This is a genomic window from Gluconobacter vitians (assembly GCF_015244565.1).
GTDB lineage: Bacteria > Pseudomonadota > Alphaproteobacteria > Acetobacterales > Acetobacteraceae > Gluconobacter > Gluconobacter vitians.
In genome coordinates this window covers 23,561-50,218 of the sequence record NZ_JABCQG010000011.1, presented here as the reverse complement: position 1 = coordinate 50,218, position 26,658 = coordinate 23,561, and the positions used below count along the sequence as shown (strand labels likewise).

Sequence of the window (26,658 nt, the reverse complement as noted above, 5' to 3'; positions counted from 1 at the left end):
CGCGTCAGGCTGCCGGGACATAAACACGATGGAAACGGCTCCCCAGAGACGTCAGCACCTCATAGCCGATCGTCCCCGCTGACCGCGCCAGTGCATCAACATCCTGCGCGCTTCCCAGCACCGACAGCACGTCCCCGGCCTCAAGATCGGCAGGAGCCTCGGTCAGATCGACAGAAATGCTGTCCATCGAGACACGCCCGATAACCGGAAGCCGTGTCCGGTCATGCCAGACCGCTCCCCGCCCCTCCTGCGCCCGGAAGAATCCGTCGGCATAACCAAGACCAAGCGTGGCGACCCGTGTCGGCTTCGTGGCGGCCCAGCTCAGGCCATATCCAACGCGGTCCCCGGCCTCCACGGTCCGGATCTGAACGATCCGCGCATCAAGGCAGACGACCGGGCGGAGCATCCGGTTGCCTTCTGAGGGTGCAATTCCGTAAAGCGCCGCCCCCGGCCGGATGAGCTCGAAATGATACTCCGGCCCCAGAAAAATGCCGGATGAGGCAGAAAGGGAACGGGGAATGCCCGGGAACTGGGCTGCCATATCCACAAAGCGTTGCCGCTGCACGTCATTGGCCGGATTGTCAGGCTCATCAGCACAGGCCAGATGGCTCATTACCAGTTGCAGGTTCAGGCCCTCAAAGACCGCGCGATCCTGCAAATCAGCCGAGCTCAGCCCGAAACGGGACATTCCCGTATCGAACTGAAGCGCTGCCGGAAATGCCTGTTCGTTCTTCGTGCAGAACCGTTTCCAGCTCCGGACCTGATCAGGATCGTTGAGAACGGGGATGAGGCCACGCGCCTGCATGCTGCCTTCGCAGCCGGGCATGAAACCATGCAGGACGAAAATGCGGACATCCGGCAGCACGGCTCTCAAAGCGATGCCTTCATCTAGATGTGCCACGAAGAATGTTTTCGCGCCCCTCGCAGCGAGCACGGGAGCCACCTGCTCCGCTCCCAGTCCGTAGGCGTCAGCCTTGACGACGGCCGCGCATTCCGCTTCCGGAGCCAGTCCGGCGACAAGATCATAATTTTCTGCAATGGCCCGGAGGCTGACGGTCATCCAGGCTCCGGCCCGAGCTGATGCGGCGTCCTGAAAAAAGATATGCATAGGGCTGTCCGTAAGACTGCGATGCTTCCTTATGGCATCCCTGTGATATCACGCAACGGTCATGCTTTCTTTTCAGAACGGCGGTTTTGCGCAATACTGGATGATGTGTTGCAGGCAAGCGCAATCTTCAGTCACAAAAAGTGAGTTCAGATTTCCGGGGAAATGCCTATTTCTGGTGCCGAACAGAGTTAACGGCAAGACTGTCACGAAAGTTTCCATAAATTGATGTCAGACGATTCATCGTCTTCCCAGACCGCCCGAACGGGCGGGGTTCAGCGTGTCATGAGCAATCTGGGCGTCCTTCTCGGAGGACGTGCAGTCAATGCGCCGCTGAGTCTCGTCCATATCTGGATGGCGACCCATCTGCTGGGAAGTTACAGCTTCGGACTCGTTGCGATGATGTACGCTTTCGCGCGGACGATGGGCGATATTGTCGATTTCCAGTCATGGCAGACGGTCCTGCATTTTGGACTGCGCCCCTTAACGCAGGGTGATCGCCGCAGTTTCCAAAAAATCGTATCTTTCAGTCTTCTGCTGGACAGCTTCGGCGGTCTGCTGGGTTTTGGCGGTGGTGTCGTCATCAGTCTTCTGGCCATGAATCTGCTGGGCTGGCCGCCGCAGATCCATGTCATCGGTGTCATTTACTGCGTTTCCATCCTGTTCATGGCGTCCGCCACCGCGACCGGGCTCCTGCGGGTTTTTGACCGTTACGACCTCCTTGCCGTGCAGGGAACGGTTGCCACGATCGTCCGTGTGGTTGGCACGGCCTCAATGGCTCTGGGCTGGGCTTCGGTTGCCGCGCTGGCCAGCGTATGGATCGCCGCAGAAATCGCGGCCTGGGGCACGCTCTTCTTCATGGCGACCCGCGAGATGTATCGCCGTGACCTGATCCGCGGCCTTTTTCAGGAAATGCGCGGCATCGTCCCTGATATCCTGAACGGACAGTTCTTCCGCACCTACCCCGGGATCTGGCGCTTTGCGCTGAACACGAATCTCAATTCAACGCTCGCACTGGCCTTTGGCCATATCGGAACGCTTGTTGTGGGTGCATTCGTCGGTCCGACCAGTGCCGGATATTATCGCATTGCCAGCCAGATCGCGGCAGGAATTGCAAAGCCTGCAACCCTGATCCAGACGACCGTCTATCCCGAAATGGCCCGCCTGTGGCGCGACCGGGCCATGAACCGGCTTTATCGTCTTACGGGCCAGATTGCCCTGATGGCCGGCGGCATCGGAACCGGGCTTCTCCTGCTGACCCTGTTTGCCGGACAGCCGCTTCTTCAGCTCTATATCGGCCACAAGGGCGCAACGGAGGCTCTGCCGGTCACATTATGGCTGCTGGCGGCCGAAGTGGTCACGGTCTGGGGCCTGCCGCTCGAGCCACTGCTGTTCACGACCAACCGGTCGGGCGCTGCAATCGGTGCACGCATCCTCGAATGCCTGTTCTTCCTGCCGGCCCTCGTGCTGATGGTGCGTCACTACGGGCTGAGTGGCGTTGGGCCTGCCACATTATGTGGCGTGACGCTTCTCATCACGATCCAGCTTGTGCTCGTGGTTCGGACGATCCGCGCTCCTGAAGGGGCCGTGGCATGATGAAAGTTGCGTTCCCACTCATCGGCCAGCGTCACCAGACCCTGCACGCGCTGCCGATCGCGCTGGAAGTCTCCGCGCGCCATCCGGATGTTGCAGTTCACGTCTCCTGCCTGACCGTAAGCCATCTTGAACTGGCGCGTTCGCTGGCCACGCTCTATCCGGAAGCACGGGTGCAGTTCGATCTGCTCCCGATTTCCGCGAAGCTGCGTCGCCGCATCGAGCAGCATGGTCTGCGGGTCGTGGACCGCCTGATCGGGCTTTTTGCATCCCGTCGCTATTTTCGGAACTTCAATTCGATCATCGTCCCGGAAGCAACGTCCCTGCAGCTTCGCCGCATGGGTGTGCGCCGTCCGAAAATGATCTGGACCGGACATGGCGCCGGTGACCGGGCAATCGGATTTGCCCGGCATCTCGGGAAATTCGATTTCCTGCTGGTTCCAGGCCGCAAAGTGGAGCAGCGCATGCTGGAAAAGGGCATCATCCGTCCGGGCGCCTATCACCGTGGCACCTACGCCAAGTTCGATCTCGTACGGCGCATGGATGCGAAACGGCCGAAACTGTTTAACAACAACCGGCCGACGATCCTGTATAACCCGCATTTCCTGCGACGCCTGTCATCCTGGCCGGAAATGGGACATCAGATCCTGGATTTCTTTGCCAGGCAGGACCGCTACAACCTTGTTTTCGCGCCACATTTCCGTCTCTTCGACAATCACCGTGAAGAGGGGGAAGCCCTGAAGCGCCAGTATGGGCATCTGCCGCACATGCTGATTGATCCGGGAAGCCATCGCAGCATCGACATGACCTATACGATGGGGGCAGACCTCTATCTGGGTGATGTCAGCAGTCAGGTGGCCGAATTCATGATCCGCCCGCGGCCTTGTCTCTTCCTCAACGCCCACCATGTCAAATGGCATGGAAATCCGGATTATCAGTTCTGGACACTGGGACCGGTGACGGAAAACGTGTCGGATCTGGGCGCTAAGATCGAGAATGCCTTCGAAACGCATCCTCGTTTTCTTGAGGCGCAGCGCCAATATGTATTAGAGACATTCGAAACACTGGGTGATGAGCCCACTGCTCCCGCTGCGGCGGACGCAATCGTCGATTTTCTGAAAAGGGCTGCCTGATGTCAGGTAATCCAAACGGAGCTAGTCCAGGTTTGACCGAGGCCAACCAGAACCCAACCGCCAATCCCGTCCCGACGCCCAGCCGTTCCGGCCTGGAAAGACGTTACGGTGATTTCCCCAGCTTTGCTGCCGCACTCGATTACGCGGCGCAGGGTGAGAGCGGATTCAACATCTATTCCGGACGGGGACAGCTTCTTGAAGCGCTGCCTTACCGTCTGCTGCGCGAGCAGGCCCGCTCCATGGCCTGCCGCCTGCTGGGTCTTGGCCTTGTCCCTGGTGACCGTGTTGCGATCGTTGCGGAAAGCGATGGCGATTTCGCCCGGATTTTCTTCGGCTGCCAGTACGCTGGCCTCGTCCCCGCTCCTCTGCCTCTGCCCGTCGCGTTCGGTGGACGTGAAGGCTACGTGGCAACCCTGCGCGGGATGATCCAGAGCGCTACAGCGCGTGCTGTCGTGGTTCCGGACGTGATCGGAAGCTGGACCGGCGAGATCATTGACGGACTTGATCTGGTGTTCGGCGGATCGCCGGCCGACCTGTACCGTCACGCCGAAGCCCGCGTTGAACTGCCGGAAATTTCTCCGACGGCCCTGTCCTACCTTCAGTTCTCCTCAGGAAGCACGCGCTTTCCAATGGGTGTCTCGGTCACGCAGGCGGCCGGCATGGCCAATGCCCGCGCCATCGCCCGAGACGGCCTGCATGTTCACCCGGCGGAAGATCCGCGCGATGACCGCTGCGTCTCCTGGCTGCCGCTCTATCATGACATGGGCCTCGTCGGCTTCTTCCTCACACCGCTGACCTGCCAGCTCTCCGTGGACCTGCTGCCGACCCGCGAGTTTGCGCGGCGTCCGCATGTCTGGCTGGACCTGATTTCCCGCAACCGCGGCACGATCGCCTACAGCCCGTCCTTCGGCTACGAACTCTGCGCCCGCCGCAGCGGTCAGGCCGATCTTGACCTGTCGTGCTGGCGTATTGCCGGCATCGGCGGCGACATGATCCGCCACCATATCCTTGAAGGCTTTGCCGAGCGTTTCGCATCAAACGGCTTCCGGGCCAGCGCTTTCGTCGCCAGTTATGGCATGGCGGAAGCCACCCTCGCGATCAGCTTTGCTCCGCTCGATACCGGCATCCAGACCGATACGATCGACCTGCGCCGTCTTGAGAAGGACGGCATTGCAGAGCCGTCCAACGATCCGTCCCATCCGCTGCGGACTTTCGTCCTGTGTGGTGAGGCCCTCCCCGATCACCAGATCGAAGTCCGCGATGCAACGGGCCGCGATCTGGCAGACCGACAGGTCGGAACTGTTTATGTCCGCGGACCGAGTCTCATGTGCGGCTATTTCCGTCGCCCTGACGAGACCGAGGCCGTCCTCGATGCGGATGGCTGGCTGAACACGGGCGATCTTGGCTATCACCTCAACGGCCAGATTGTTGTCACCGGCCGCGCCAAGGACCTCATCATCATCAACGGTCGCAACATCTGGCCGCAGGATCTGGAATGGTCCGCCGAAAGCGAGATCCCGTCCCTGCGATCGCGTGACGTTGCCGTCTTCTCCGTGGATAGCGATGAAGGCGAGAAAATCGTCGCGCTCGTGCAGTGCCGTGCAACGGAAGATGCGAGCCGTGACCAACTCCGCGACGAAGTCACGAGTCTGTTCCGCCGCCAACATGGTGTGGATGTTGACGTCATTCTCGTTCCGCCCCGCACGCTCCCCCAGACGTCCTCTGGCAAGCTGACCCGTGCGAAGGCCAAAAGCATGCTGCTCTCCGGTCAGTTCGAACAGCAGCCCGAAACCACGCCTTCGGTCGCCTGATCTCTTTCCGGCCGCGCCATCCGGCTGCCAGAACAGGCAGAGGGGTGGCGAACGGGGCCGGTTTGGAGCATAAGGCTTGCCCAAGATTGCACAGACACCGAGAGTTGAAGTCCATGACTGACAGCGTCGCCGGCATTTCCGGAATGATCATTGAAAAACTGCTTGCCAACCCGAAGGTTCCCCGGGACATCGACGGCAACAGCAAGATTGTCGAAGACCTGGCCTTTGACAGCCTGGCCGTCATGAACTTCGTCATGGAAATCGAGGACGAACTCGACGTTTCCGTGCCGCTCGACAAGCTTGCGGACATCCGGACCATCAATGACCTTGCCGCATGCCTGCACACGCTCAAGGTTGCCCACGCGTGACAGATATTTTTGCCAAGCACGCAGGCCTGCGCGAAGCCTATGAAGGCCTGACGGCCGCGTCGCCGCGCAATCCGTTTGAAGTCGTGATCGAACGCCCGATCTCCGCCAGTGTCGGGATCATCGAAGGCCGCGAGACGCTTCTGTTCGGGACCAACAATTATCTTGGTCTCAGCCAGTCGAAGAAAGCCATCGAAGCAGCCGTGGAAACGGCGGAGACGATGGGCGTTGGCACGACAGGCTCCCGCATTGCGAACGGTACCTTCGGTCTCCATCGCAAGCTGGAAGCAAAGCTTGCCGAGTTCTTCCGCCGCAAGCACTGCATGGTGTTCTCCACCGGCTATCAGGCCAATCTGGGCACGATCTCGGCACTGGTGAACAAGGACGACGTCCTGCTGCTCGATGCTGACAGCCATGCCAGCATCTATGATGGCGCCAAGCTGTCCGGCGCGCAGGTCATCCGCTTCCGCCACAATGATCCGGTCGATCTGGAAAAGCGTCTGGCACGCCTGAAGGACCATCCGGGCGCCAAATTGATCGTGGCCGAAGGCATCTATTCCATGACAGGCAATGTTGCCCCGCTGGACAAGTTCGTGGACATCAAGACGCGCCACGGTGCGTATCTGATGGCTGACGAGGCCCATTCATTTGGTGTTCTGGGGGATCATGGTCGCGGCGTTGCGGAAATGCAGGGTTGTGAGGACGGGATCGACTTCGTGGTCGGCACGTTCTCCAAGTCGCTTGGAACCGTTGGCGGCTACTGCGTCACGGATCATGACGGCGTGGACCTGATGCGTCTGTGCTCGCGGCCTTACATGTTCACGGCCTCCCTTCCCCCCGAGATCATTGCCGCCACCATGGCAGCCCTCGAGGACATGCAGGAGCGTCCTGAACTGCGGATCAAGCTTCAGGACAATGCGGCCCGTCTGCATGCCGGACTTCAGAAAGTTGGCCTTAAGACAGGCGAGCATGTCTCCCCGGTCGTCGCCGTAACGCTGGAGACCGTGGACCAGGCTGTCGGGTTCTGGAACGCCCTTCTGGAAAACGGGGTTTACGTAAACCTCTCGCTGCCGCCAGCAACGCCGGATAACCGTCCGCTTCTGCGCTGCTCGGTTATGGCTGCGCATTCTCCTGAAGAAATCGACCGTGCTGTTGCGGTCTTTGGCGAAGTCGCCAGACATTTCGGACTGTAAGACCAAAAAAAGGGGATCCGATGGATCCTCTTTTTTGTTTTCAGTTTTTCTGACGTTTCAGAAGATGGCGTGCCCGCCACAGAAGCCGGGGCAGCATCACAAGCGGATGCCTGCTTTCAAAGGGCGATAGCTGCATATCAAAGCCCGTATGGCGCTTTATCTTCCAGGCCAGATAGGATGCGCCATTTTCAAAAGTGAAGGCCCCTTTCATAAGTCTGGCTACATTGCGAGGGCGACCTGATTTCTGGATCAGAGCCCAGCGGCGGATTGCCTTTTTGCGGAGCGCTGCACTGATAACAGGTTCCAGCATATCGCCACGTGCCGCAAACTGCAGATGTGCCCGTGCCCAGCCCAGAGGCAGCATGGCTGCGTAACGCGCTTCCTGCCCTTCCAGAATACTGCTTCCCCGCCCCTTTTTCTCCACGCGGAGTTCAGAGGCATAGGTGTGCGCAAAGAGGATTTTCCAGAAATCGTCCGCCGTCATGGATGGCTGACCCAGCAGCGCCGCCCAGCATGATGCCGTTGTGACGCAGGCTGCGATCAGTGACAGGACAGCATCCGCACTTTCCGGATCGCGCACCCAGACCAGCCGCGCCGGCTGGCAGAATCGCGCCCAGATTGTCGTATCCAAGGCCCCGAGCCCGGTTCGGGCGGCAAACTGCGCACGTGACAATACCGCAATCTTGGCTCTCAGAGTACGGTGACCGTGGCGGAATTCGGCGTAGCGGACATTGGGGGGCAGAACGAGATTGCCGGTCCGGGCCACCAGCCCGCCTGAAAAACCTTCGGCGTTTTCAGTGACGATATAGAAGTCGAGAATGCCGTCCGGATCGGCTTTCCGCAGCATCGAACCATAAAACAGGATGCCCAGCGGCAGAACAGGACAGGCGCGGGCCAGCGCTTCGGCAAAGGCGGCGACACCAGAGTCGACCGGCGTTGTCAATTCACCGATCAGACGCTGTTCGAGCGCATCAGGCATGGAGAAACCTGAAGCCGGGAGCACGTTCCAGACGCAGGACTCCACCAGGTGCTGCCGTAAAGACCTCGCCGTCGAGTACGAAATCGCTTTCCGTGACCAGCGTCATGTCATCCGTACGACCACTGACGTAATCGGGATGACGGCGCAGCCAGCGGGGTGCGCGACCGCATAGAAGGGCCGCCGTCGCCCGCAGCAGACTGTCCGGCCAGGCACTGACATCAAGATAACGCAGTCCCTCGACATTGGGCTCGGCATCCCAGAACGGCCAGATGCCACGCGACAGGCGCGACAGTCCGGTCGTCAGGAACATGAAGCTCTGGCCGTCATAGACATGGCCGCCGGTCTCGATCCGCAGCGGATCGCCCCTGAGCCAGTCTTCACGGCTTTTGCGGAACATGAGGCTGACGAATGTGGACAGCAACGTGATGCCGACAGCCAGATCATGGGGGGCAAACCGCAGGACGGTGGGAGAATGTGCGATCCGCACGGCTCTTGCATATCCCGCACAGCCGCCGAACAGGCCAAGCACCGGCATACGGTCCGTTCCCGGCCAGGACAGACGGATCGGTGTGCGCATACTGGAGCGGAGCCCGCCCTGACGCAGACGCTGGATCGCTTCCATGCCACGCAGGCCAAAACCAACGTCACCCGCGATCAGGTTGGTATTGCCAGACGCCAGGACCACGATGTCCGGAAACCTGTCGGCCGGATAGGCACGCGCGATGGCGGTCAGTGCGGTGCTGACCGTCCCGTCCCCGCCATCGATGAGAATGGTGTCGATCCCGCGCTCGTAAAGCTGCCGGACATGCTCCGTCGTGCCTTCACGACTATCCGAAGGAACGAAATCCTTTCCCAGAAGGGCCTGGGCCTCGACAGCAAAACTGGAACCGTCCCGGCGATTTTTCCGGCTACGGGCATTATGGATCAAGGCAATGCGCACTGGGTGAGGCAATCTTCATCTGGCGTTCGGCTATGCGGGCGGGTCTAGCACGGCTATGATGGAACTGCCAGAACAGGGCGGCCCGGATCCTCGTCCGGACACCTATTCCTGGCGTGGATACTGACAAGGCCCTTTTCTGATCATGACCCCTGACCTGCCCGCAGATCCCATCTCGTCGCGGCACACGTCCCCTGTCCCCACGCCCGCTGTCACACTGGCCCATATTTCGGACCCGCATCTGCCCCCGCCCCCGGTTTACTGGCGCGAGGCGCTCAACAAGCGCGCCCTGAGTCTCCTGTCCTGGAAGAAGCATCGCCAGTACGTCCATCTTGCGCAGACCTGCGCAGCGCTGGTGAAGGATATCGGACGCTCGAATGTCGATACCATCCTCGTCAGCGGGGACTTGACCAATTTCGGAACGCCGGACGAATTCGCGGAAGCAGCCCGCTGGCTGGATGCCCTGCCCGCGCCTGCCCTTGTTATTCCCGGCAATCATGACTGCATGGTCCGGCAGCCGGCATCGGCCGGCCTGCACCAGTGGGAACGCTGGTCTGCCCGGCAGTACCCTTACGTCCGCATCCAGAACGGCGTTGCGATCATAGGCGTCAATTCCGGTATTCCGACCGCACCCTTCATGGCCTGCGGGCGTGTCGGACGCCGGCAGCGTGACCGGCTGGAAGCCCTGCTCGAGCGTCTCGGGAAAGAAGGACTGTGCCGGGTCGTGATGATCCATCATCCGCCAAAGCGCGGCCTCGTCCCGTGGCGCAAGTCCCTGCTCGATCACCGGGAAGTCGCCGGGGTGTTCCAGCGGGCGGGAGCGGAGATCGTCCTGCATGGACACTCCCATGATGCGACCCTGACCCATATCGCCGGAACAGACATTCCACTGCTCGGCGTGGCGTCCGCATCGCTGACCGATGAACGCCCGCATCGGCAGGCCTGCTGGAATCATCTGTCCATCCACCCATATGAAAAGGGCTGGACGATCAATCTGGCACGTCACCGGCTCGATGGTTCCGTCAGCGAACGGGCGTCGTGGAAGCGGGCAGGAAGGACAGAGGCGTGAAACAGCGGGCCCATATTCTGGACCGGTATCTGCTGACACAGATGGTGCCCCCCTTCGCGATCGCGCTTCTGGCCATGCTGGTCGCCCTGCTGCTGGAACGCCTGCTGTCCCTCTTTGACTATCTGGCTTCGGCAGGCAGTTCACTTGGAACCTGCATCGCGCTTCTGACGGATCTGCTGCCCCATTATTTCGGTATCGCGCTGCCTGCCGCACTCTGCATTTCGGTTTTCCTGACCATTCGCGGCATGAGCGACAATAATGAGATTGATGCCCTTCAGGCCGGTCGCGTCTCCCTGATGCGGATCAGCCGACCGTTCATGATCGTCGGGCTGCTCCTCAGCGCGGCCAGCATGTTCCTCTACGGCTATATCCAGCCGGTCGCGCGCTATGACTATCGCGCGGGCTTCTATTTTGCCGAGCATACGGGCTGGGCGCCGCATCTTCAGGCCGGGATGTTCGCATCCACTTCCAGCAAGGCCGTCATGACAGCGGACAGTGTCAGCCACGCCGGCACCCGGCTCAGGCGTGTGTTCATCCGTGAAGTCAATGCGAATGGTGTCGCCCATATCATTACGGCCCGCACCGGGGCGCTGACCATCTCCGAAAAGACCCGCAGCACCCGCCTCGACCTGTGGAACGGGGAAATCGTGGATGATCCGTTCCAGGCGACCAAACCCCACAAGCCGACCGTGACTCATTTCGAACATGTCGTCCGCGTCATCGACCGGCCGACCAGGGAAACGACTTTCCGCTCACGCGGCGCCGACGAGCGTGAGTTGACGCAGTTCGAACTGGCGCATGATCTGCGCTATGGCCTGCCTGGCATCGAATACCGCACGCTCCGGGCAGAGATGGATTTCCGCATGGCCCGCGCACTGGCCATCCCCTTCATTCCGCCTCTTGCCGTTGCTCTGGCCATCGGCTCCCGGCGTAAAAAATCCGTCTGGGGCCTGATTGCGGTTGCCGTCATCCTGATCGGCTTCGACCAGACCCTGATGTTCGGTCACAGCCTTGCCTCGACCGGCCGCCTTCCGATCTGGCTGGCGATCTGGGTGCCGGAACTCATATTCTGCATCGGCTGTCTGGCGGCCCTGCTCCGTCGCTCCCGCGGCTCCTGGCGCCGCCGCAAGCTGACACGGGCACCGGCATGACCGAGTCCACGCATCGTATGCCCCGGTTTGTGCTGATCAAGGCGCTCAACCGTGCCCTTCTGGGACGGTTCATGCTCTGCGGCGCCGTCCTCGTCTCCCTGCTGGAGATCCTGGCGCTTCTCGAAAAGACGACTCCGATCCTGAACCGGCATCTTGGCGTGCGCGGTATCCTGACATTCGCGTTCCTGCATCTGCCGGCCCTGAGCATCGACATCCTGCCACTCGCCTTCATGGTCGGGGCACTGTTCCTCCTCACCCAGATGACGCTGTCGAGCGAAATCTCGGCGCTGCGGGCGGCCGGACTGTCAACGCCGGCGCTGTACCGCCTGCTCATACCCGCCGTTTTGATTGCGGGGATCGGGGGCGCCTGTGCCCAGTACTGGCTGGTCCCACCCTGCGAAAATGCCCTCACCACCTGGTGGAACCGGACCGACCCGCTGGCCGGAAAGGAAGGGCAGCCCGAAGACGACATCCTGTGGTTTCGCGCGGGTCCCACGCTGGTCCGGATCGGGCAGATCGCCCAGGGCGGCTATTTCCTGCGGGACGTGACGATCTATCACCGTGACGCCACGGGCCTGCTGACCGGGACCGAGCATACGAATATCCTGACGTACCAGAACGGTCAGTGGCATCCTGATGGCGCGCAGGATCTTTCCCTTTCCGACGACAAGTCGTTCGTCAATGTGACAAAGGGTGACAACACTTTCGTTATTCCCGCCACACCGTCGATCATCATGACGCTGTCGCAGAACGGAGCATTCGTAACACCCGCCCAGATCAGCGCCATTCTTCACAAAGGCGCACCGGCAAGTCTGCCGAGGGCCACATACCGTATGGCGCTGTTCACGGGCATGATTTTGCCCGTTCAGATTGCAGTAATGCTTCTATTGACGCTGCCGGTGATCTATATCCCACCTCGTGCAGGACTTCGAAACCCGCTCCCGGTCTATGTTCTTGCAGCCGGAATGGGCTTTGTCATCCTGCAGGGAATGATTTCCGCACTTGGAAATGCCGGGACGCTTCCGGCGCCCCTGGCTGTCAGTGTAGGCCCGCTGCTGGGCGCCCTTATGGGGCTGACCTGGCTTCTGCGGATGGAGGAACGATGAGCAACTTCAAGGCACCATGGCGCAACATGTCCGCCATCCGGACAGGCCGCAGCTTCGATCTGGGAAAGATGAACCTCCCGCAGCTGTGGTTCGCCTATCTGACCTATCCGACGATCCTGCTCTATTTCGCGCTGATCGCAGTGTCCGCCTGGGCCGCCCTGCATTTCTCGACCGCGCTCTGGGCGACGCTCATTCCCGTTCCCGTCGTGATCGTGGTCTATCCGCTGGCCTGGTATGCGATCCACCGCTTTATCCTTCACGGGCGCTGGCTGTACCGCAACCACTGGACCGCTTCCCTGTGGAAGCGCATCCATTTCGACCATCATCAGGACCCGCATCTGCTGGACGTGCTGTTCGGCTCCCCGCTGAACACGGTGCCGACCATGGCGATCATCACAATGCCGATCGGTGGCCTGATTGCAGGATGGAGCGGTGCGTTCTGTGCGCTTTCCACCGCGCTAGTCATGACCTGCATCTACGAGTTCTTCCACTGCATCCAGCATCTGGCCTACAAGCCGCGCTGGAAATGGGTGGCGGACATCAAGCAGCTTCACGTCCTGCACCATTTCCACGATGAAGACGGCAATTACGGCATCACGAATTACGTCCCGGACCGTCTGTTCAGCAGTTTCTACCGCGAGGCCCGTGACCGGCCCCGCAGCAAGCATGTCTTCAATCTCGGCTATGACATCGAGGAAGCGCATCGCTATCCGTGGGTCATGGATCTGACGGGGTCGCCTCCGAAGGACCGTCCCGACGGCGCACGTCCGGCTGCAGCCCGCACGGCTTCCGGGCATAACCGCGCGGCATGAGCCTCCCCGTTCTGGTTCTCGCCGGCTCCCGCGACGGCGAGAATGATGTGCTTGCGAAGCTGGGGCAGGTTTCCCACAAGGCGCTTCTTCCCGTCGCCAGTCAGCCCATGCTGGCCCGCGTCCTCGACACAATTGCCCACACGCCCGGCCTTGGGCCTGTGACGATCAGCATCGAAAATCCGGACTGCATCAGGGATCTGGCAGGTGACGCCACGATCCTGCGCTCCGCCCCCTCTCCCAGCGAGAGCGTGGCCGAAGCCATTGCCCGGATTGGAATGCCTTGTCTGGTGACGACAGCCGATCACGCGCTTCTGCGTCCGGAATGGATTCAGGAGTTTCTGGCCAAGGCCCAGGGCTGCGATCTGGCCGCCGGTGTCGCACTGCGCTCCACGGTCGAACGCGACGTGCCCGGTACGAAGCGGACCTATATCCGGCTGTCGGATATGAGCTTTTCCGGCTGCAACCTGTTTCTCATCAGCACCCCAAAGGGGCGGAACGTCATTGAGTTGTGGAAGCGGCTTCAGCAGAACCGCAAGCGCCCGCTCCGGATGGCCATGACGCTGGGCCTCGGAACCCTTCTGCGCGCCGTGACCCATACACTGGATTCGACAGCGCTCTGTCGCCGCATCCATAAGCTGACCGGTGCCAGCGTGCGTCTGGTGCCCCTGTCGGACGGACGTGCGGCAGTGGACGTGGACAAACCTTCCGACCTGAAACTGGCCGAAAAAATCCTGGCGCAGACGACCCCATGAAAATCGCCTACATCATCAATTCCCTTGAATGCGGCGGTGCACAGCTTCCCATTCCGGACATCGTGTCGGTTCTTCGGGCGCGTGGCGGCGATGTGACGATCTTCGCACTCGCCCGCAAGGACGGCCTCGCCATTCCGCTGATCGAAGCCGCCGGTATCCCCGTGCGCGTCCGGGAAGGCACGACGCGGGATCACATCGCGGCCTATCGCTGGCTGCGGGACGAGATGGAGGCGTTCCAGCCGGACCTGATCTGGACGTCTCTCAGCCGCGCCACGCTTCTGGGGCAACTGATCGCGCTGCGTCACAAGACTCCAACGGTTCATTGGCAGCACTGCGGACGTCTGAAGAAGGTCAATGCCTTCCTGCTGCGCCTGTGCCGGCCTTACACCACGCTCTGGGTTGCCGACTCCCAGTCCGTCATCACCTTTGCAGACAAGGAACTCGGCATCAGCGACAATTTCGTCGCCTGGCCCATTTTCCGGGCCGATCCGGATGCTCCTGTCGCCGCATCGTGGAAAGAAGGCGAAGTCGTGCGCGTCGGAACACTGGGACGCCTGAACCCGGTCAAGGCGTATGACATGCTATGCGAGGCCGTGGCTCTTCTTAAAGATCATCCGGACCTGCCGCCATTCCGCCTTCAGATTGCAGGCGATGGTCCCGAACATGCGGCGCTTCAGGCCCGCATCACGGCTGGAAATCTGCCGATCGACCTGCTGGGCTATGAATCAAAGCCCTTTGATTTCCTGAAGACATTGCATCTTTACGTCCAGTCATCGCACTGGGAAGGCATGTGTGTGGCAGGGCATGAAGCCATGTCCTGCGGTCTGCCGGTTGTCTCCACCCCTGCAGGCGAACTGGCATCGAGCATTCTCGACGGTGAGACGGGACGCATCGTGCCGTTCGACAATGCCCCCGCTCTTGCCGCCGCTCTGGCAGACCTGATCGGCAGACCCGCAGAGCTTGCCGCGATGGGAGCACGCTCCCGCAAACGGGTGCTGGAACGCTTCGGTCCTGAAGCGTTCGTCAGGCATGGCAATGCGGTGCTGGATCGTATCCCGGGCTTCTGAGCGCCTAGGATACGTACCCTTCAGGCGCCGAAAATCCGATGCTTCAGATTAAGCAGGTCTCGTTTAGGGCCAAATCCGATTTTCTTGACGTCGATCAGCGTTACCTGTCCTGCCGCAGACAGGGTGTGCATGCCGTCCGGATACCGCTTTCGCAAAGACACCGGGATGGAAATCGACAATCCCGGCGTGACCTTCGGCAAGCCCCGCTCCAGACCTTCAATTTCCAGCAGCCGGATCCCGTGGCCATAGGTCCCACGACAGTCCTGCGTCGGCAGAAAAATCTTTCCCTCCACGATGGTCGGCGTGCCACCGGGACGGGCTCCGGCGCGGTCGTTCAGGAACAGCCCGAGATTTTTCCACGGCCCCATCAGGGTGTCGGCCACGGAAATGTTCAGCAGGCTCTGCCGTTCGTCCTTGTCACCCGCAGGCGTCCAGAACATCCACCATCGGTCTGCATACTGGAATGGCGTGGCGTCAATCGCGGCTTCAGGGAAGTCGAAGGCCTCGACCCGTTCCCAGTCCAGCGGGAAAGACTTCGCACGATACAGCGAAAGCCGCCCTGACCCGTTCGCCTCCGGCAGCATGTAAACTTCGCCTTCATGCTCGAACACGAACGGATAGGACAGGTGCCAAGGTTCTTCCAGAACGGTCTCACGGCGGACCATCTGGCCTGTCCCGTCATAGATCAGAACCTCGATCGTTCCTTTCGGACTGCGATAATCGAACGCTTCGGCAAAAACATGCAGCTTTCCGTCCCGCCAGAACCCGAACGGATCAGCCAGAAAACGATGATCCCCGATATCGGGCAGCGTCGTGATGGGAAAGCCGTTCAGGCTGGCGGCTTCGATCACCTCCGTCAGAGGCGCGTGAACGATGGCGCAGCGCCAGTGATCCGTCCGCAAAAATGGCATGAAGCCCTCTCCCACAAAAAGCGTGACCGCAAAACGGCCGGTCAGGGTCGATCCCGGGGCAGACATAGAGCGCAGATCGGGGCAGGATGAAACCATGAGTACGGATCTTTCCGACATTCCCTGCCAGAGTCCCGATAAGAATTCCGTGCAGAGCCCCTGCGGCCTTCCGGAAACGCAGCTGGCCATCCGGCGCGCCGTCCTCGGACTGTGCCGGACCATGAACTGGGCTGCTATCAATGAATTCGCCCTGCCCGCTGCAGGACGGCGGGCGGACATCATGGCCCTTCTGCCGGATCACTCCCTGACCTGCATCGAGATCAAATCCGGCCTGCGCGACTTCCAGACCGATCAGAAATGGCCGGAATACCGTGGCTGGTCTGATCGTCTGTTTTTCGCGGTGGATGACGGGTTCCCACTGGATCTGATTCCGCCGGATGTGGGGCTGATCGTCGTCAGCGTCAGCGCCGTCCCGTCGGCCTTTCGCGACAGTATTCTGGCGGAATGCACGATCCTCCGGGAGCCTGCGCTCCACAAACTCGCTCCTGCCAGACGACGCACGCTCCTGCATCTTTTTGCAACCACGGCTGCCAGTCGTCTCATGACCCTTGAAGACCCCGCCATCACGGCATCCCTCCGCGCTGCACGGCGCACAGACTAGGACTGTTTCCATGACTTTCGATCCGATTGCCGTCCGCCTCGAAGCCGCCCGTTCCGTTGTGCGCGATGCGGCCCAACTGGCCCTCTCCCTGCGCCCCGCTCCCGGTGGCCCGACCGGCACCCTCAAGGGACGGCAGGACTACCTGACCGAGACGGATGGTGCCGTCGAAGCTTTCGTCAGCCGCCGCATCCAGGAGCTTTTCCCCGAGGACGGTTTTCAGGGTGAGGAAAATGGAGCGACACGTCAGGGTGGCTTCCGCTGGGTGGTGGACCCGATCGACGGGACATCCAACTATGCCCGTGGACGGGACCGCTGGTGCGTCTCGCTCGGCCTGCTGGACGGAGACGAACCTGTTGCCGGCATCATCGACGCTCCGGCCCTCGGCGAAGTCTTCACGGCGCAGAAGGGCAAGGGCGCGTTCCTGAACGGTAAGCCGATCAAGGCCTCCCCCATCACGAACACGCAGGAAGCCATGATCGAAATGGGCTGGTCAGCGCGTGTTCCGACCGAAACCTTCAACGAAAAGATCGCCGCCATCATGGCTCTTGGCGCGATGCCCCGCTCTGGCGGTTCCGGCGCGCTGGCCCTGGCTGACGTGGCCTGCGGACGTTCCGACGGCTATCTGGAAATCGTCATCCAGCTCTGGGATGTGGCGGCGGCTCTGATCATTCTTTCCGAAGCAGGTGCAGCGGTCTCACCCTTCCTGAAAACCGGTGGCCTGACGGGTGGTGCCACCATTCTCGCGGCGGCTCCAGGTATCGCGAAAGCGCTGTCAGCTGCCGTTGACGTGGAAATCTGACATTCCCCTCTCCCGCACTCGTGATTTGGCCGCATTTGGCGCATAGTGCGGGAAACATTCCCACGATGACTGCAGAAGGTATCCTCCATGACCCTGTCCGGTCTCCTGCGTACGACGATGCTCGTCGCTTCGGGCTGCGCCGCCCTGTCAGCCTGTTCCGATGCGCCCCAGACCACAGCCAGCCAGCAGCAGATCATCATTGATCGCGCCACGCTGGCCGTTCAGGATCTCTTCACCGGAACCACGGCGCAGTCCCGCTCCCAGAAGCTTCTGGCGCAGGCCAAGGCCGTCATGGTCTGCCCGTCCGTGCTGAACATGTCGTTTGGCATTGGCGGCTCCGGCGGCCGCTGCGTCCTGCTCAGCCGTGATGCGCGCGGCTCATGGTCCGATCCGGCGTTCTACCGTCTGAGCACGGCTTCCATGGGGCTCCAGCTTGGCGTCCAGAGCACGGAAACCATCCTGTTCATCATGTCCCAGCGCGGCATCCAGGCCATTCTGGACAGCCAGTTCAAGTTCGACGCCTCTGCGTCCGCTTCCTTCGCCAGCATCGGAACCGGTCTGGAAGACAGCACGGCTGGCGCGCACAACACCGACATCTACGCAGCCCAGAAGAACGAAGGCCTGTATGCCGGTGCAGCGCTGGGTGGCTCGAAGCTGACGGTCGATAGTGGTGCCAACCGGGCCTATTACAACCAGACGGTCGGCCCCGAGGACATTGTCGTGACAATGCGTGTCAACAACCCGGCCGCAGATCCGCTGCGTCGCGTCCTGATGACGGTTGCGCAGGTTCCGGTGGCCGCAACGGCGACCTCCGGCGTGACAAAGGCGGCCACCACAGTACGAACCACGGCCACACAGGACGCAGTCGGCAACAATCCTTACCCGACGACATATGATTCTTCCCGCCCGTATTCGTCACAGGCGGCCGGCGTACAGAGCCAGAGCCTCGCTCCCCTGAAGCACTGAAACACGGTGCCCCGTCCTCGTTAGAGGGCGGGGTTTTCAGTTCTGGTTCTGGGGCGTCGCTGACAGGCGCGCATGATAGGCGCGGATGTTTTTATCCTGATCGGCCAGGGTCTCGGCAAAGCTGTGACCGCCATTTCCCGTCGCTACGAAATACAGCATCTTTCCCTCGGCCGGATGTGCCGCAGCGTCCAGAGACGTTTGCCCCGGCGAGCAGATAGGGCCGGGCGGTAGTCCCGCCTGCAGATAGGTGTTGTATGGTCCGGGCGTCTGCAGATCCTCATGGGTCAGCGGCGCATCCAGCGTTCCTTCCCCATTGCTAAGCCCGTAGATCACGCTCGGATCCGTCTGAAGCCGCATTCCCAGTTTCAGGCGGTTGAGAAACACACGGGCCACCATCGGCCGCTCGGACGGCACAGCCGTCTCCCGCTCGATCAGGGAAGCCAGCACCAGAAGCTCCTGCGGAGACTGGACCAACCCGTCCAGCGCCTCGACATCCCGGCCGTTCCAGGCTGCCGCAAGCTTCGTCACCATCATTTTCTGGAGTTTTTCGGATAAAGCCTGACGCGGTGTGCCCCAGACGTAAGAGACTGTCTGCGGAAAAACGCTGCCCTCGGCAAGCGTCGGCAGTTCGCCGGTGAGTGCCGGAGCCTTGTTCAGAATGGCCGTAATTCTAAGAGCCGTCAGCCCTTCGGGCACCGTGACCTGATGGGACACGGGTTTTCCATGACGCAGGATTTCGAGCACATGGGCGACAGAGACTCGCGCTGGGAAGCGGAGTTCCGCCGCATGGATCTGCCCGTCACGATGCGTCAGGAAAGCGGCGATCCGGAAAAATGTGCCGGATGCCCAAGTCGGGGAAAGGATCCCGTCGTCCTGGAGTGCCTTCGTCACACGGGCGTTGTTGCCGTGCGGAATAACAAAAGTCTTCTCGTCCTGAAGCGGTCCGGGATCGGTATAATGGCCATATCCTGCCACCAGTCCCGCAACGAGAAGCAGGGGCGCTCCGAAGAGCGCCAGCTTCCGGCCAGCCTGTGGAGGAAGAACGAGCTTCCGCGGTTCTTCGCTGTCAGACGGGCCTTCAGACATGAAAAACGAGCCCTTCCTCAGTCCTTGAAGCGCTTGAGGATGATGCTCGCATTCGTCCCGCCAAAGCCGAAACTGTTGGACAGGGCGACGTCGATCTTGCGCTGCTGGGCGACATGCGCCACGCGGTCGATCACGCTTTCACGCGCCGGATTGTCCAGGTTCAGCGTGGGCGGCACGATGCCGTCACGGATCGCCTGAAGGCAGAAGATCGCCTCAACCGCACCGGCCGCACCCAGAAGATGACCGATGGCCGACTTCGTGGAAGACATGGCCAGACGCTTGGCGTCATCACCAAAGAAGCGCTCGACTGCATCAAGCTCGAGGTCATCCGCCATGGTGGAGGTACCGTGAGCATTGACGTAGTCGATATCAGCGGTGGTCAGGCCACCGCTGTTACGCAGCGCGGCCTTCATGGCACGGAATGCGCCATTATGGCCTTCGGCAGGAGCCGTGATGTGATACGCATCACCGGACAGGCCGTAACCGCCGATCTCACCATAAATCTTCGCGCCACGGCGTTTCGCGTGCTCAAGCTCCTCAAGCACGACCACACCGGCGCCCTCACCCATGATGAAGCCGTCGCGATCCTTGTCCCAGGGGCGCGAGGCCTTGGTCGGATCGTCGTTGGAGCCGGTAGACAGCGCACGCGCCGAGCAGAACCCGGCGATACCGAGCGAGCAGATCGCAGCTTCCGCACCGCCTGCCACCATCACGTCCGCGTCACCATACTGGATGAGGCGCGAGGCATCACCGATGGCGTGGACGCCGGTCGCACAGGCTGTCACGACAGCATGGTTCGGTCCCTTGAACCCGTAGCGGATCGAAAGGTGACCGGAAATCAGGTTGATCAGGGCCGAGGGAATGAAGAACGGCGACAGACGGCGGGCCTTGCCGCTCGAAACCGTCAGGGAGGCGTCATAAATCGTCTGCAGACCGCCGATGCCCGAGCCGATCATTACGCCCGTGGCGCAGCGACCATCCTCGTCCTCAGGCATCCAGCCTGAATCCTCGACAGCCTGGATGGCTGCGGCAAGGCCCAGATGGATGAAGCGATCCATCTTCTTCTGGTCCTTGGCCGGCACCCAGTCGGACAACGTGAGACCACCTTCCGCCGTCGGGCCGTCCGGAACCTGTCCGGCAACCTGGGCAGGAAGTTCGGAGGGATCGAAATGCGTGATCCGGCCAATGCCGGACTGTCCTTCGATCAGCCGCTTCCATGTCAGTTCCGCGCCCACAGCCAGTGGGCTGACAACACCGATACCGGTTACGACGACACGCCGCCCGTTAGTTGCAGTCCCGCTCATCGATGCCTCTTGTCTCACGTTATGTCCGGGTCTTGCAGTCCGGCCTCATGACAGGGCCGGACTGGTCTTCCGCCTCGGGACGAGGCGGGAATCCGGGGCCGGAAAACCGGCCCCGGTCAGCCTCAGGCTGCCTTCTGCTTCTCGATGTAGTCGATGGCGTCCTTGACGGTTGCGATCTTCTCGGCTGCATCTTCCGGGATCTCGACGGAGAAGGCTTCTTCGAAAGCCATGACCAGCTCAACCGTGTCGAGACTGTCAGCGCCCAGATCGTCGATGAACGACGCGTCCGGCGTTACCTTGCTTTCGTCCACACCGAGGTGCTCGACAACGATCTTCTTTACCTTGTCAGCAATATCGCTCATCTGTTCGTTCCTTATGCCCATCCGGGATCTCTGCCCGTCCGGTGCGTTACATCAAAACTCGTACTGCCGCCTGCCAGTCCGGAGGCCCGCAGGTCCCTCCAGAGCAGAGCCGTCCCCTTTGCAGGAGAGACGTTGCCGCCGGAAGAACCGGACATCAGCCTTCAGCAGGCCGGGCAAAGCAGCGCGCGATTAGCACGCTTTAACCAAAAAGGCCAAGCATTCACACCATCGCCATGCCACCATTGACGTGCAGGGTCGTTCCCGTGACCCATGCCGCCTCATCGGAAGCCAGATATACCACTGCGGACGCCACGTCACCAGTATTCCCCATCCGGCCGAGCGGAATGGAGCCAACCAGCTTCTCGCGCACGGTTTCCGGCAGCACATCCGTCATCGGCGTTTCGATGAAACCGGGCGCCACGACATTGACCGTCACACCTCGCGGACCGGCTTCCTGTGCCAGCGACTTGCTCATGCCCACGATGCCGGCCTTGGCGGCGGCATAGTTGGCCTGACCGGCATTGCCCGTCGTGCCCACCACGGATGCGATGGAGATAATCCGCCCCGCACGGCGACGCAACATGCCCTTGAGCGCAGCGCGGGCCAGACGGAACGGGCTTTCCAGATCCACGGTCATGACCTGCGACCAGTCGCTGTCCTTCATACGGATGGCGAGCGTGTCGCGCGTCAGACCGGCATTATTGACCAGAATGTCCAGCGGCGCGCCCGCAACGGCTTCGGCCTTGGCGACGAGGCCATCAGCCTTGGCCGGGTCGGACAGGTTGGCGACGGCGATATGGGCGCGCTCGCCCAAGCTGTCAGCCAGTTCCTGAAGAGCGGCTTCGCGCGTGCCGCTGAGCACGACCGTCGCACCCTGTGCATGAAGCTGACGGGCAATCGCAGCGCCAATGCCGCCGGATGCACCCGTGACGAGAGCAGTCTTGCCGGAAAGAGAGAACATGATCGGTTGTCCTTACAGGGTCTTGAGCAGGGCTTCGATTTCAGCGGGCGTCCCGGCATTGCTGGTCGCCAGTTCCGGAGCGATACGACGCGCCAGACCGCACAGGACCTTGCCTGCGCCAAGCTCGTGCATGTTCGTCACACCCATGGCCACCATCGTCTGCACGCTCTCGCGCCAGCGTACCGTGCCCGTCACCTGCTTGACCAGCAGCTCGCGGATCACGGCAGGGTCAGTGACCTTGGCGGCCGTGACGTTGGCGATAACAGAAACCGACGGAGGATTGAGTGTCGCGGTCGCCAGCGCCTCTTCCATCTCCCGCGCCGCCGGAGCCATCAGCGACGAATGAAACGGTGCGGAGACCGGAAGCTTCACGGCGCGCTTGATGCCATGCTCCTTGGCGACGACGATGGCACGGTCAATGGCGCTCATCACACCGGAGACCACGATCTGGCCACCACCATTGTCGTTGGCGATCTCAAGCGTCTCACCCTGTGAGGCCTCATCGCAGATCGAACGGGCCTGTGCAGCATCAACGCCCAGAAGAGCCGCCATACCGCCCTCACCGGCCGGAACCGCGCGCTGCATGGCCTGTCCGCGCAGACGCAGCAGACGTGCACCTTCTGCGATACCAAGCGTTCCAGCAGCAGCCAGGGCGGAATACTCACCCAGCGAATGACCGGCCACCAGAGCCGCCTTGTCCGCGAGCTTGAAGCCACCTTCGCTTTCCAGCGCGCGCACAGCAGCGAGCGAAACTGCGAACAGCGCCGGCTGGGCGTTTTCGGTCCGCGTCAGTTCATCCGCATCGCCGGAGAACATGAGGCGCGACAGATGATCGCCGAGCGCCTCGTCCACTTCCTGAAAAACGGCGCGGGAGGATGCAAAAGCCTCATTCAGGGCCTGCCCCATCCCGACGGACTGGCTCCCCTGTCCCGGAAAGACAAACGCGTGAACCGACATGGATCCCCCTGCTGGCAGTGAAATTAAGGTTTCGGGTGATGCGTCCTTACGGGCCATCTGTCAAATCCCGCGTCATTTTTTCCGTTTGAGCGTGAAGAACTCGTTCGTCGGCACCTTCACGCGGATCATGGAAAACGGCCTGTCGGACCGGAACACTGTCCCACCCTGATAATCCTGTGGGCGAAGGATGTAGGTGTAGGGCGTGGCCCCCTGATTATCGACCAGAAGCCGCGCTGTTCCGTTTTCTACAGCCTCGAACCGCGCGCCGGGAGCGACATCGACCTTCAACCGATGGGCATCCGGGGCCAGAAAGGCGAGGATCACACCAAAGAAGTCCCGGATGGAGGCGTTGATCTCGCCAAGCCAGACCTGCGCCTGCTCTTTTGTAAAAGAGGGCGTTGGTAAAGGCGCCACTTCGATCGCCAGTTCAAGCTGGACCTTCCGGCCGGGCGACAGGGTTAGCAGGACAGGCGGATTTTCAGCCAGTAGCGCGTCGGAACGGGGGAAATGCATGTCCCGGTCATTGCCTACAAAAAGCGGAATATCACCGCTTTTGGCATGGAGCACGACATGCGCTTCGGATGGCACGGCATGATCGGGCAGGATATCGCCCAGAAAATGCAGCGACAGATTCTTCCGCGCGCGTTCCGGCAGGCGGTCGAACCGGTCATAGACCCAGTGGATGCCCTTGTAGCTTCCAACACGCATGGCACGCTGGCCGGTCACGGTTACCGTTTCCGCAGTCTGAGCCATAGCACCGCAGAAAGGCATGAGCACGAAACCGGCAACCAGAAGCGCTCTGATACTGGCTTTCCTCACACCATTCTCCTCATACCCCCGTCACTTCATGACAAATGGTGACTATCCGATCTTCTGCATCACGATCAGCACCTGAGGCAACCGCACGGGGTTGTCCAGATATTCGATCAGGCGGAACAGACCACCCCAGGCCTTGATGATATAATTCCGCGGAATGATGGCCTCACCATAATGCGACTGAGGCTGCGGCGGTTTCGAGGAGGCCGCATGAAGGAAGCGTCCGGCTTCAAACTCGGCATTGGCCCGGGCTTCATCAATAAAACTGTCCGCGCAGACTTCGTGCCAGGGATGTTCAAGCCGGATGCCGGAGGCGCGCTTGAGCCTCTGCTCGGCACAGAAGGCAATGAACCTGCGGCTCTGCGTCGTCATGACCAGCATCCCGCCCGGCTTGAGCAGACGATGGAACTCCCGCACCCAATGCCCGGCCAGAAATTCATCCAGATGGGAAAACACTGACCAGGACGTGATCAGATCGAAGCTTTCCGATGTCAGGAAAAGCGGCGGCACCAGATCACTGCTCAGGAAATTGAGGGCTGGATTGGCCCGTCGCGCCGCCATGAGGAACCGGTCCGTAATTTCCGTCCCATACAGATTGGATGGCCGGATATCTTTCATGAACAGCCGTGCGATACGTCCCCATCCACAGCCAAAATCCAGCAGCATCGTCTCGGCCCGCACCGGCCGCCCGGCATAGGCGCAGTAGGCCTTGATTTCCCGGAAGAAAACATGCGCTTCATGGATGGAGATTTCCCCATGATGCCCGTGAATTTCCCTCTGAAGGTCATCCGGCGGAAAAGCCGGCATCGTCACGCCCTGAATTTCAGGAATGTGCACGGACGACACCAGAACCTGAAGCCACTCTTCATCACTGATGCCACCGAATGCGTCAAAAACGGCGCTAATGCTGTCCGGTTGGTTCATCAGGTCCTGCCAAAGCCTTGTCGTAACGTTTATTTAACGCATCCTTGCAGGCACGGGAACACATGACGAGCGGTCCATTTCCGAAAACCGCGAACTTTTGGGCGCCTCTCCGGACATGCCTTGTCCCCTTTCACACAATCCCGTGTCACTTTTGGAAAACGGGTGATTTTTTGTGGCAAGCGGAAAGTAATGGGACGATGGTTCCCGCCGTCATGGCAGTCACATGCCGATGACGGACAATCGAAGGATCTTTTTTCAATGTCCCTTTCTGGAAAAATCGCCGCAGTTACGGGTGCAGCCCAAGGTATCGGCAAGGCCATTGCGCTTCGTCTGGCCAAGGACGGCGCGGATCTCATCCTGCTGGACGTCAAGCAGGACACGCTCGCCGAAACCGCAAAGGAAGTTGAAGCCCTCGGACGGCGCGCTGTGGCCCTGACGGCCGATATCAGCAACCGCGACCAGTTCCGCAGCACGCTGACCGATGCTGCAAAGCAGCTCGGTGGCCTGGACATCATGGTCAATAATGCCGGGATCTGTCAGGTCAAACCGGTTCTGGACATCGAGCCTGCAGAAATCGAAAAGATCTTCAGCATCAACGTGCAGGGTGTGCTGTGGGGCATGCAGGCGGCTGCCGGGATTTTCAAGGAGAAGGGCACCAAGGGCAAGATCATCAATGCCTGCTCGATCGCCGGACACGAAGGCTATCCCCTTCTGGGCGCCTATTCCGCAACCAAGTTTGCCGTTCGCGCCCTGACACAGTCCGCGGCCAAGGAACTGGCATCCTCGGGCATTACGGTCAATTCCTATTGCCCGGGCATCGTGGGCACGGATATGTGGGTCACGATCGACAAGCGCATGGCCGAGATCACCGGCACGGAAGTCGGCGCAACCTACAAGAAATATGTTGAGGGAATCGCGCTCGGTCGCGTGGAGACGGCGGATGATGTCGCCGGTTTCGTCGCCTATCTTGCCAGCAGCGATGCCGATTACATGACGGGTCAGTCCGTCCTGATCGACGGTGGTCTCGTTTTCCGCTGAGACCAGAAAAAAGGGGGCCGGTTTCCCGCGCTCCCTTTTTGTTTTTTCAGCGGCCGATCAGGCGTCCGCGCTGCCAGGCCTCGGCAGCCCCTTCGGGGTCCTGACCTTCGATGGAAATGACATAATCCAGGGCACTCATGACCTTATTGCCCAGCATCATTTCCGAAAGCTCGTCGAGCAGATCGCTGTCCGCCTGACGCGCCACATCCTCGCGCATCACCATCCGGGCCGACATCTCGCCACCCAGCAGACGCGCCGGATCCTCGATCACGGTCAGCAGATCCGTATGGAAGACTGCATGCGGCTGCGTCGCCACGACCAGCGGCTTCTCGCCAGTGTCACGCGCCTTTTCCAGACGCTCGATCAGCGCCCCTTCCCCGATGCTTTCGATCGGCAGAACCGAAAGGGCCGGAAGCTGCTTGAGGGCTTCTTCCAGAGCGTGACGGCTGTCATCGCTGACAATGATCCGGTCCACATCCGCTGATGTCAGCGTCCCGACAGCACCCAGCGGCGACAGAGCCGCAAAGCTGACGACAGGCTGATAGAGATCGCCCAGCACGCGACGACCGGGACCGGCAAACCTCTCGTCCCGCGGAAACCATGCGGAGACGAGAAGATCGACTTCCGCCTGTTCGAGAGCGTCCTCGATATCATCGGGGTCCAGATCGACATATTCGACCTCGACCTCGTAAGCCTCAAGGACGCGCGCGACTGCGCTGGCACAGCCCGCATGCAACGAGGTGTACAGATGGCCGATCGTCATTTGCGTCATGAGAATGGGTCCGTCAGGTAGAAAAGTGAAA

General features: G+C 61.0%; 27 protein-coding genes. 15 read left to right on the top strand and 12 right to left on the bottom strand.

The window, feature by feature from the left end; genetic code table 11:
- Nucleotides 1-4: 4 nt before the first annotated feature.
- On the bottom strand, nt 5-1,108 hold the full coding sequence (alr, locus tag HKD24_RS09655) for an alanine racemase (RefSeq protein ID WP_194260109.1): 1,104 nt from the start codon (nt 1,106-1,108) through the stop codon (nt 5-7).
- 225 nt (nt 1,109-1,333) lie between these two features.
- Between alr and HKD24_RS09650 the strand changes: the two genes are divergently transcribed.
- From HKD24_RS09650 to spt, 5 genes are all read left to right on the top strand, one after another.
- Complete coding sequence (locus HKD24_RS09650) at nt 1,334-2,701, top strand: lipopolysaccharide biosynthesis protein (RefSeq protein ID WP_194260108.1); 1,368 nt, start codon at nt 1,334-1,336, stop codon at nt 2,699-2,701.
- Entirely contained in the window at nt 2,701-3,831 is a 1,131-nt protein-coding gene (locus HKD24_RS09645) for a hypothetical protein (RefSeq protein ID WP_062509173.1), read from the top strand. Before HKD24_RS09650 ends, HKD24_RS09645 begins: the two co-directional genes overlap by 1 nt.
- Nucleotides 3,831-5,642: a fatty acyl-AMP ligase gene (locus tag HKD24_RS09640; protein WP_194260107.1), complete on the top strand. Its 1,812-nt coding sequence runs from the start codon at nt 3,831-3,833 to the stop codon at nt 5,640-5,642. Before HKD24_RS09645 ends, HKD24_RS09640 begins: the two co-directional genes overlap by 1 nt.
- 113 nt (nt 5,643-5,755) lie before the next feature.
- Nucleotides 5,756-6,010, top strand: coding sequence for an acyl carrier protein (locus HKD24_RS09635; RefSeq protein ID WP_062509391.1), 255 nt, complete (start codon nt 5,756-5,758; stop codon nt 6,008-6,010).
- Nucleotides 6,007-7,200 carry a serine palmitoyltransferase gene (spt, locus tag HKD24_RS09630; RefSeq protein ID WP_194260106.1) on the top strand — a complete coding sequence of 398 codons (1,194 nt, stop codon included), beginning with the start codon at nt 6,007-6,009 and terminating at the stop codon, nt 7,198-7,200. Before HKD24_RS09635 ends, spt begins: the two co-directional genes overlap by 4 nt.
- A 40-nt stretch (nt 7,201-7,240) precedes the next feature.
- Here the strand turns inward: spt and HKD24_RS09625 are convergent, their stop codons facing one another.
- Both HKD24_RS09625 and HKD24_RS09620 read right to left on the bottom strand, forming a co-directional pair.
- Nucleotides 7,241-8,179 (bottom strand): hypothetical protein, encoded by a 939-nt coding sequence (locus HKD24_RS09625; RefSeq protein ID WP_194260105.1) that lies wholly within the window; start codon nt 8,177-8,179, stop codon nt 7,241-7,243.
- Nucleotides 8,172-9,119 (bottom strand): diacylglycerol/lipid kinase family protein, encoded by a 948-nt coding sequence (locus HKD24_RS09620; RefSeq protein ID WP_194260104.1) that lies wholly within the window; start codon nt 9,117-9,119, stop codon nt 8,172-8,174. The genes HKD24_RS09625 and HKD24_RS09620 overlap by 8 nt, the downstream gene beginning before the upstream one ends.
- 142 nt (nt 9,120-9,261) lie before the next feature.
- Here HKD24_RS09620 and HKD24_RS09615 point away from each other — a divergent pair, with 142 nt between their 5' ends.
- The 6 genes from HKD24_RS09615 to HKD24_RS09590 are packed head-to-tail and all read left to right on the top strand — an operon-like array spanning nt 9,262 to nt 15,073.
- On the top strand, nt 9,262-10,185 hold the full coding sequence (locus HKD24_RS09615) for a metallophosphoesterase family protein (RefSeq protein ID WP_194260103.1): 924 nt from the start codon (nt 9,262-9,264) through the stop codon (nt 10,183-10,185).
- Nucleotides 10,182-11,336, top strand: a complete 1,155-nt coding sequence (locus HKD24_RS09610) for an LptF/LptG family permease (RefSeq protein ID WP_194260102.1) — start codon at nt 10,182-10,184, stop codon at nt 11,334-11,336. The genes HKD24_RS09615 and HKD24_RS09610 overlap by 4 nt, the downstream gene beginning before the upstream one ends.
- Nucleotides 11,333-12,442: an LptF/LptG family permease gene (locus HKD24_RS09605; RefSeq protein ID WP_194260101.1), complete on the top strand. Its 1,110-nt coding sequence runs from the start codon at nt 11,333-11,335 to the stop codon at nt 12,440-12,442. The genes HKD24_RS09610 and HKD24_RS09605 overlap by 4 nt, the downstream gene beginning before the upstream one ends.
- Nucleotides 12,439-13,254: a sterol desaturase family protein gene (locus tag HKD24_RS09600; RefSeq protein WP_194260100.1), complete on the top strand. Its 816-nt coding sequence runs from the start codon at nt 12,439-12,441 to the stop codon at nt 13,252-13,254. Before HKD24_RS09605 ends, HKD24_RS09600 begins: the two co-directional genes overlap by 4 nt.
- A complete protein-coding gene (locus tag HKD24_RS09595) occupies nt 13,251-14,006 on the top strand; it encodes a nucleotidyltransferase family protein (protein ID WP_194260099.1) in 756 nt (251 codons plus the stop codon). Before HKD24_RS09600 ends, HKD24_RS09595 begins: the two co-directional genes overlap by 4 nt.
- Entirely contained in the window at nt 14,003-15,073 is a 1,071-nt protein-coding gene (locus HKD24_RS09590; protein WP_194260098.1) for a glycosyltransferase, read from the top strand. The genes HKD24_RS09595 and HKD24_RS09590 overlap by 4 nt, the downstream gene beginning before the upstream one ends.
- A gap of 20 nt (nt 15,074-15,093) precedes the next feature.
- Here the strand turns inward: HKD24_RS09590 and HKD24_RS09585 are convergent, their stop codons facing one another.
- Nucleotides 15,094-16,080: a glucosamine inositolphosphorylceramide transferase family protein gene (locus HKD24_RS09585; RefSeq protein WP_228124301.1), complete on the bottom strand. Its 987-nt coding sequence runs from the start codon at nt 16,078-16,080 to the stop codon at nt 15,094-15,096.
- Between HKD24_RS09585 and HKD24_RS09580 the strand changes: the two genes are divergently transcribed.
- The 3 genes from HKD24_RS09580 (at nt 16,079) to HKD24_RS09570 (ending at nt 18,407) form a co-directional block, all read left to right on the top strand.
- A complete protein-coding gene (locus tag HKD24_RS09580) occupies nt 16,079-16,642 on the top strand; it encodes an MmcB family DNA repair protein (RefSeq protein ID WP_083541360.1) in 564 nt (187 codons plus the stop codon). The genes HKD24_RS09585 and HKD24_RS09580 overlap by 2 nt on opposite strands.
- 10 nt (nt 16,643-16,652) lie before the next feature.
- Complete coding sequence (locus HKD24_RS09575; RefSeq protein ID WP_194260097.1) at nt 16,653-17,441, top strand: inositol monophosphatase family protein; 789 nt, start codon at nt 16,653-16,655, stop codon at nt 17,439-17,441.
- An 87-nt stretch (nt 17,442-17,528) separates the two neighbouring features.
- Entirely contained in the window at nt 17,529-18,407 is an 879-nt protein-coding gene (locus HKD24_RS09570; protein WP_194260096.1) for a lipid-binding SYLF domain-containing protein, read from the top strand.
- Nucleotides 18,408-18,443: 36 nt separating this feature from the next.
- Here the strand turns inward: HKD24_RS09570 and mltG are convergent, their stop codons facing one another.
- From mltG to HKD24_RS09535, 7 genes are all read right to left on the bottom strand, one after another.
- Nucleotides 18,444-19,493 carry an endolytic transglycosylase MltG gene (gene mltG, locus HKD24_RS09565; protein WP_194260095.1) on the bottom strand — a complete coding sequence of 350 codons (1,050 nt, stop codon included), beginning with the start codon at nt 19,491-19,493 and terminating at the stop codon, nt 18,444-18,446.
- 17 nt (nt 19,494-19,510) lie between these two features.
- Complete coding sequence (gene fabF / locus HKD24_RS09560; RefSeq protein ID WP_194260094.1) at nt 19,511-20,797, bottom strand: beta-ketoacyl-ACP synthase II; 1,287 nt, start codon at nt 20,795-20,797, stop codon at nt 19,511-19,513.
- A gap of 122 nt (nt 20,798-20,919) precedes the next feature.
- Nucleotides 20,920-21,159, bottom strand: coding sequence for an acyl carrier protein (locus HKD24_RS09555; protein ID WP_011253554.1), 240 nt, complete (start codon nt 21,157-21,159; stop codon nt 20,920-20,922).
- A 220-nt stretch (nt 21,160-21,379) separates the two neighbouring features.
- Nucleotides 21,380-22,120: a 3-oxoacyl-[acyl-carrier-protein] reductase gene (gene fabG / locus HKD24_RS09550; protein WP_194260093.1), complete on the bottom strand. Its 741-nt coding sequence runs from the start codon at nt 22,118-22,120 to the stop codon at nt 21,380-21,382.
- 12 nt (nt 22,121-22,132) lie between these two features.
- Nucleotides 22,133-23,077 (bottom strand): ACP S-malonyltransferase, encoded by a 945-nt coding sequence (gene fabD / locus HKD24_RS09545; RefSeq protein WP_194260092.1) that lies wholly within the window; start codon nt 23,075-23,077, stop codon nt 22,133-22,135.
- 72 nt (nt 23,078-23,149) lie between these two features.
- Entirely contained in the window at nt 23,150-23,896 is a 747-nt protein-coding gene (locus HKD24_RS09540; RefSeq protein WP_322783303.1) for a hypothetical protein, read from the bottom strand.
- 42 nt (nt 23,897-23,938) lie between these two features.
- Nucleotides 23,939-24,817: a class I SAM-dependent methyltransferase gene (locus tag HKD24_RS09535; protein ID WP_194260091.1), complete on the bottom strand. Its 879-nt coding sequence runs from the start codon at nt 24,815-24,817 to the stop codon at nt 23,939-23,941.
- Nucleotides 24,818-25,075: 258 nt separating this feature from the next.
- Here HKD24_RS09535 and HKD24_RS09530 point away from each other — a divergent pair, with 258 nt between their 5' ends.
- On the top strand, nt 25,076-25,855 hold the full coding sequence (locus HKD24_RS09530) for an acetoin reductase (RefSeq protein ID WP_194260090.1): 780 nt from the start codon (nt 25,076-25,078) through the stop codon (nt 25,853-25,855).
- Nucleotides 25,856-25,901: 46 nt separating this feature from the next.
- Here the strand turns inward: HKD24_RS09530 and HKD24_RS09525 are convergent, their stop codons facing one another.
- Nucleotides 25,902-26,627: a glycine betaine ABC transporter substrate-binding protein gene (locus tag HKD24_RS09525; protein WP_194260089.1), complete on the bottom strand. Its 726-nt coding sequence runs from the start codon at nt 26,625-26,627 to the stop codon at nt 25,902-25,904.
- Between the last annotated feature and the right edge of the window lie 31 nt (nt 26,628-26,658).

Coding starts and splice junctions, on each gene's coding strand:
- alr (WP_194260109.1), bottom strand. CDS start 1,108: ATGCATATCTTTTTTCAGGACGCCGCATCAGCTCGGGCCGGAGCCTGG.
- HKD24_RS09650 (WP_194260108.1), top strand. CDS start 1,334: ATGTCAGACGATTCATCGTCTTCCCAGACCGCCCGAACGGGCGGGGTT.
- HKD24_RS09645 (WP_062509173.1), top strand. CDS start 2,701: ATGAAAGTTGCGTTCCCACTCATCGGCCAGCGTCACCAGACCCTGCAC.
- HKD24_RS09640 (WP_194260107.1), top strand. CDS start 3,831: ATGTCAGGTAATCCAAACGGAGCTAGTCCAGGTTTGACCGAGGCCAAC.
- HKD24_RS09635 (WP_062509391.1), top strand. CDS start 5,756: ATGACTGACAGCGTCGCCGGCATTTCCGGAATGATCATTGAAAAACTG.
- HKD24_RS09625 (WP_194260105.1), bottom strand. CDS start 8,179: ATGCCTGATGCGCTCGAACAGCGTCTGATCGGTGAATTGACAACGCCG.
- HKD24_RS09615 (WP_194260103.1), top strand. CDS start 9,262: ATGACCCCTGACCTGCCCGCAGATCCCATCTCGTCGCGGCACACGTCC.
- HKD24_RS09605 (WP_194260101.1), top strand. CDS start 11,333: ATGACCGAGTCCACGCATCGTATGCCCCGGTTTGTGCTGATCAAGGCG.
- HKD24_RS09600 (WP_194260100.1), top strand. CDS start 12,439: ATGAGCAACTTCAAGGCACCATGGCGCAACATGTCCGCCATCCGGACA.
- HKD24_RS09595 (WP_194260099.1), top strand. CDS start 13,251: ATGAGCCTCCCCGTTCTGGTTCTCGCCGGCTCCCGCGACGGCGAGAAT.
- HKD24_RS09590 (WP_194260098.1), top strand. CDS start 14,003: ATGAAAATCGCCTACATCATCAATTCCCTTGAATGCGGCGGTGCACAG.
- HKD24_RS09580 (WP_083541360.1), top strand. CDS start 16,079: ATGAGTACGGATCTTTCCGACATTCCCTGCCAGAGTCCCGATAAGAAT.
- HKD24_RS09585 (WP_228124301.1), bottom strand. CDS start 16,080: ATGGTTTCATCCTGCCCCGATCTGCGCTCTATGTCTGCCCCGGGATCG.
- HKD24_RS09575 (WP_194260097.1), top strand. CDS start 16,653: ATGACTTTCGATCCGATTGCCGTCCGCCTCGAAGCCGCCCGTTCCGTT.
- HKD24_RS09570 (WP_194260096.1), top strand. CDS start 17,529: ATGACCCTGTCCGGTCTCCTGCGTACGACGATGCTCGTCGCTTCGGGC.
- mltG (WP_194260095.1), bottom strand. CDS start 19,493: ATGTCTGAAGGCCCGTCTGACAGCGAAGAACCGCGGAAGCTCGTTCTT.
- fabF (WP_194260094.1), bottom strand. CDS start 20,797: ATGAGCGGGACTGCAACTAACGGGCGGCGTGTCGTCGTAACCGGTATC.
- HKD24_RS09555 (WP_011253554.1), bottom strand. CDS start 21,159: ATGAGCGATATTGCTGACAAGGTAAAGAAGATCGTTGTCGAGCACCTC.
- fabG (WP_194260093.1), bottom strand. CDS start 22,120: ATGTTCTCTCTTTCCGGCAAGACTGCTCTCGTCACGGGTGCATCCGGC.
- fabD (WP_194260092.1), bottom strand. CDS start 23,077: ATGTCGGTTCACGCGTTTGTCTTTCCGGGACAGGGGAGCCAGTCCGTC.
- HKD24_RS09535 (WP_194260091.1), bottom strand. CDS start 24,817: ATGAACCAACCGGACAGCATTAGCGCCGTTTTTGACGCATTCGGTGGC.
- HKD24_RS09530 (WP_194260090.1), top strand. CDS start 25,076: ATGTCCCTTTCTGGAAAAATCGCCGCAGTTACGGGTGCAGCCCAAGGT.
- HKD24_RS09525 (WP_194260089.1), bottom strand. CDS start 26,627: ATGACGCAAATGACGATCGGCCATCTGTACACCTCGTTGCATGCGGGC.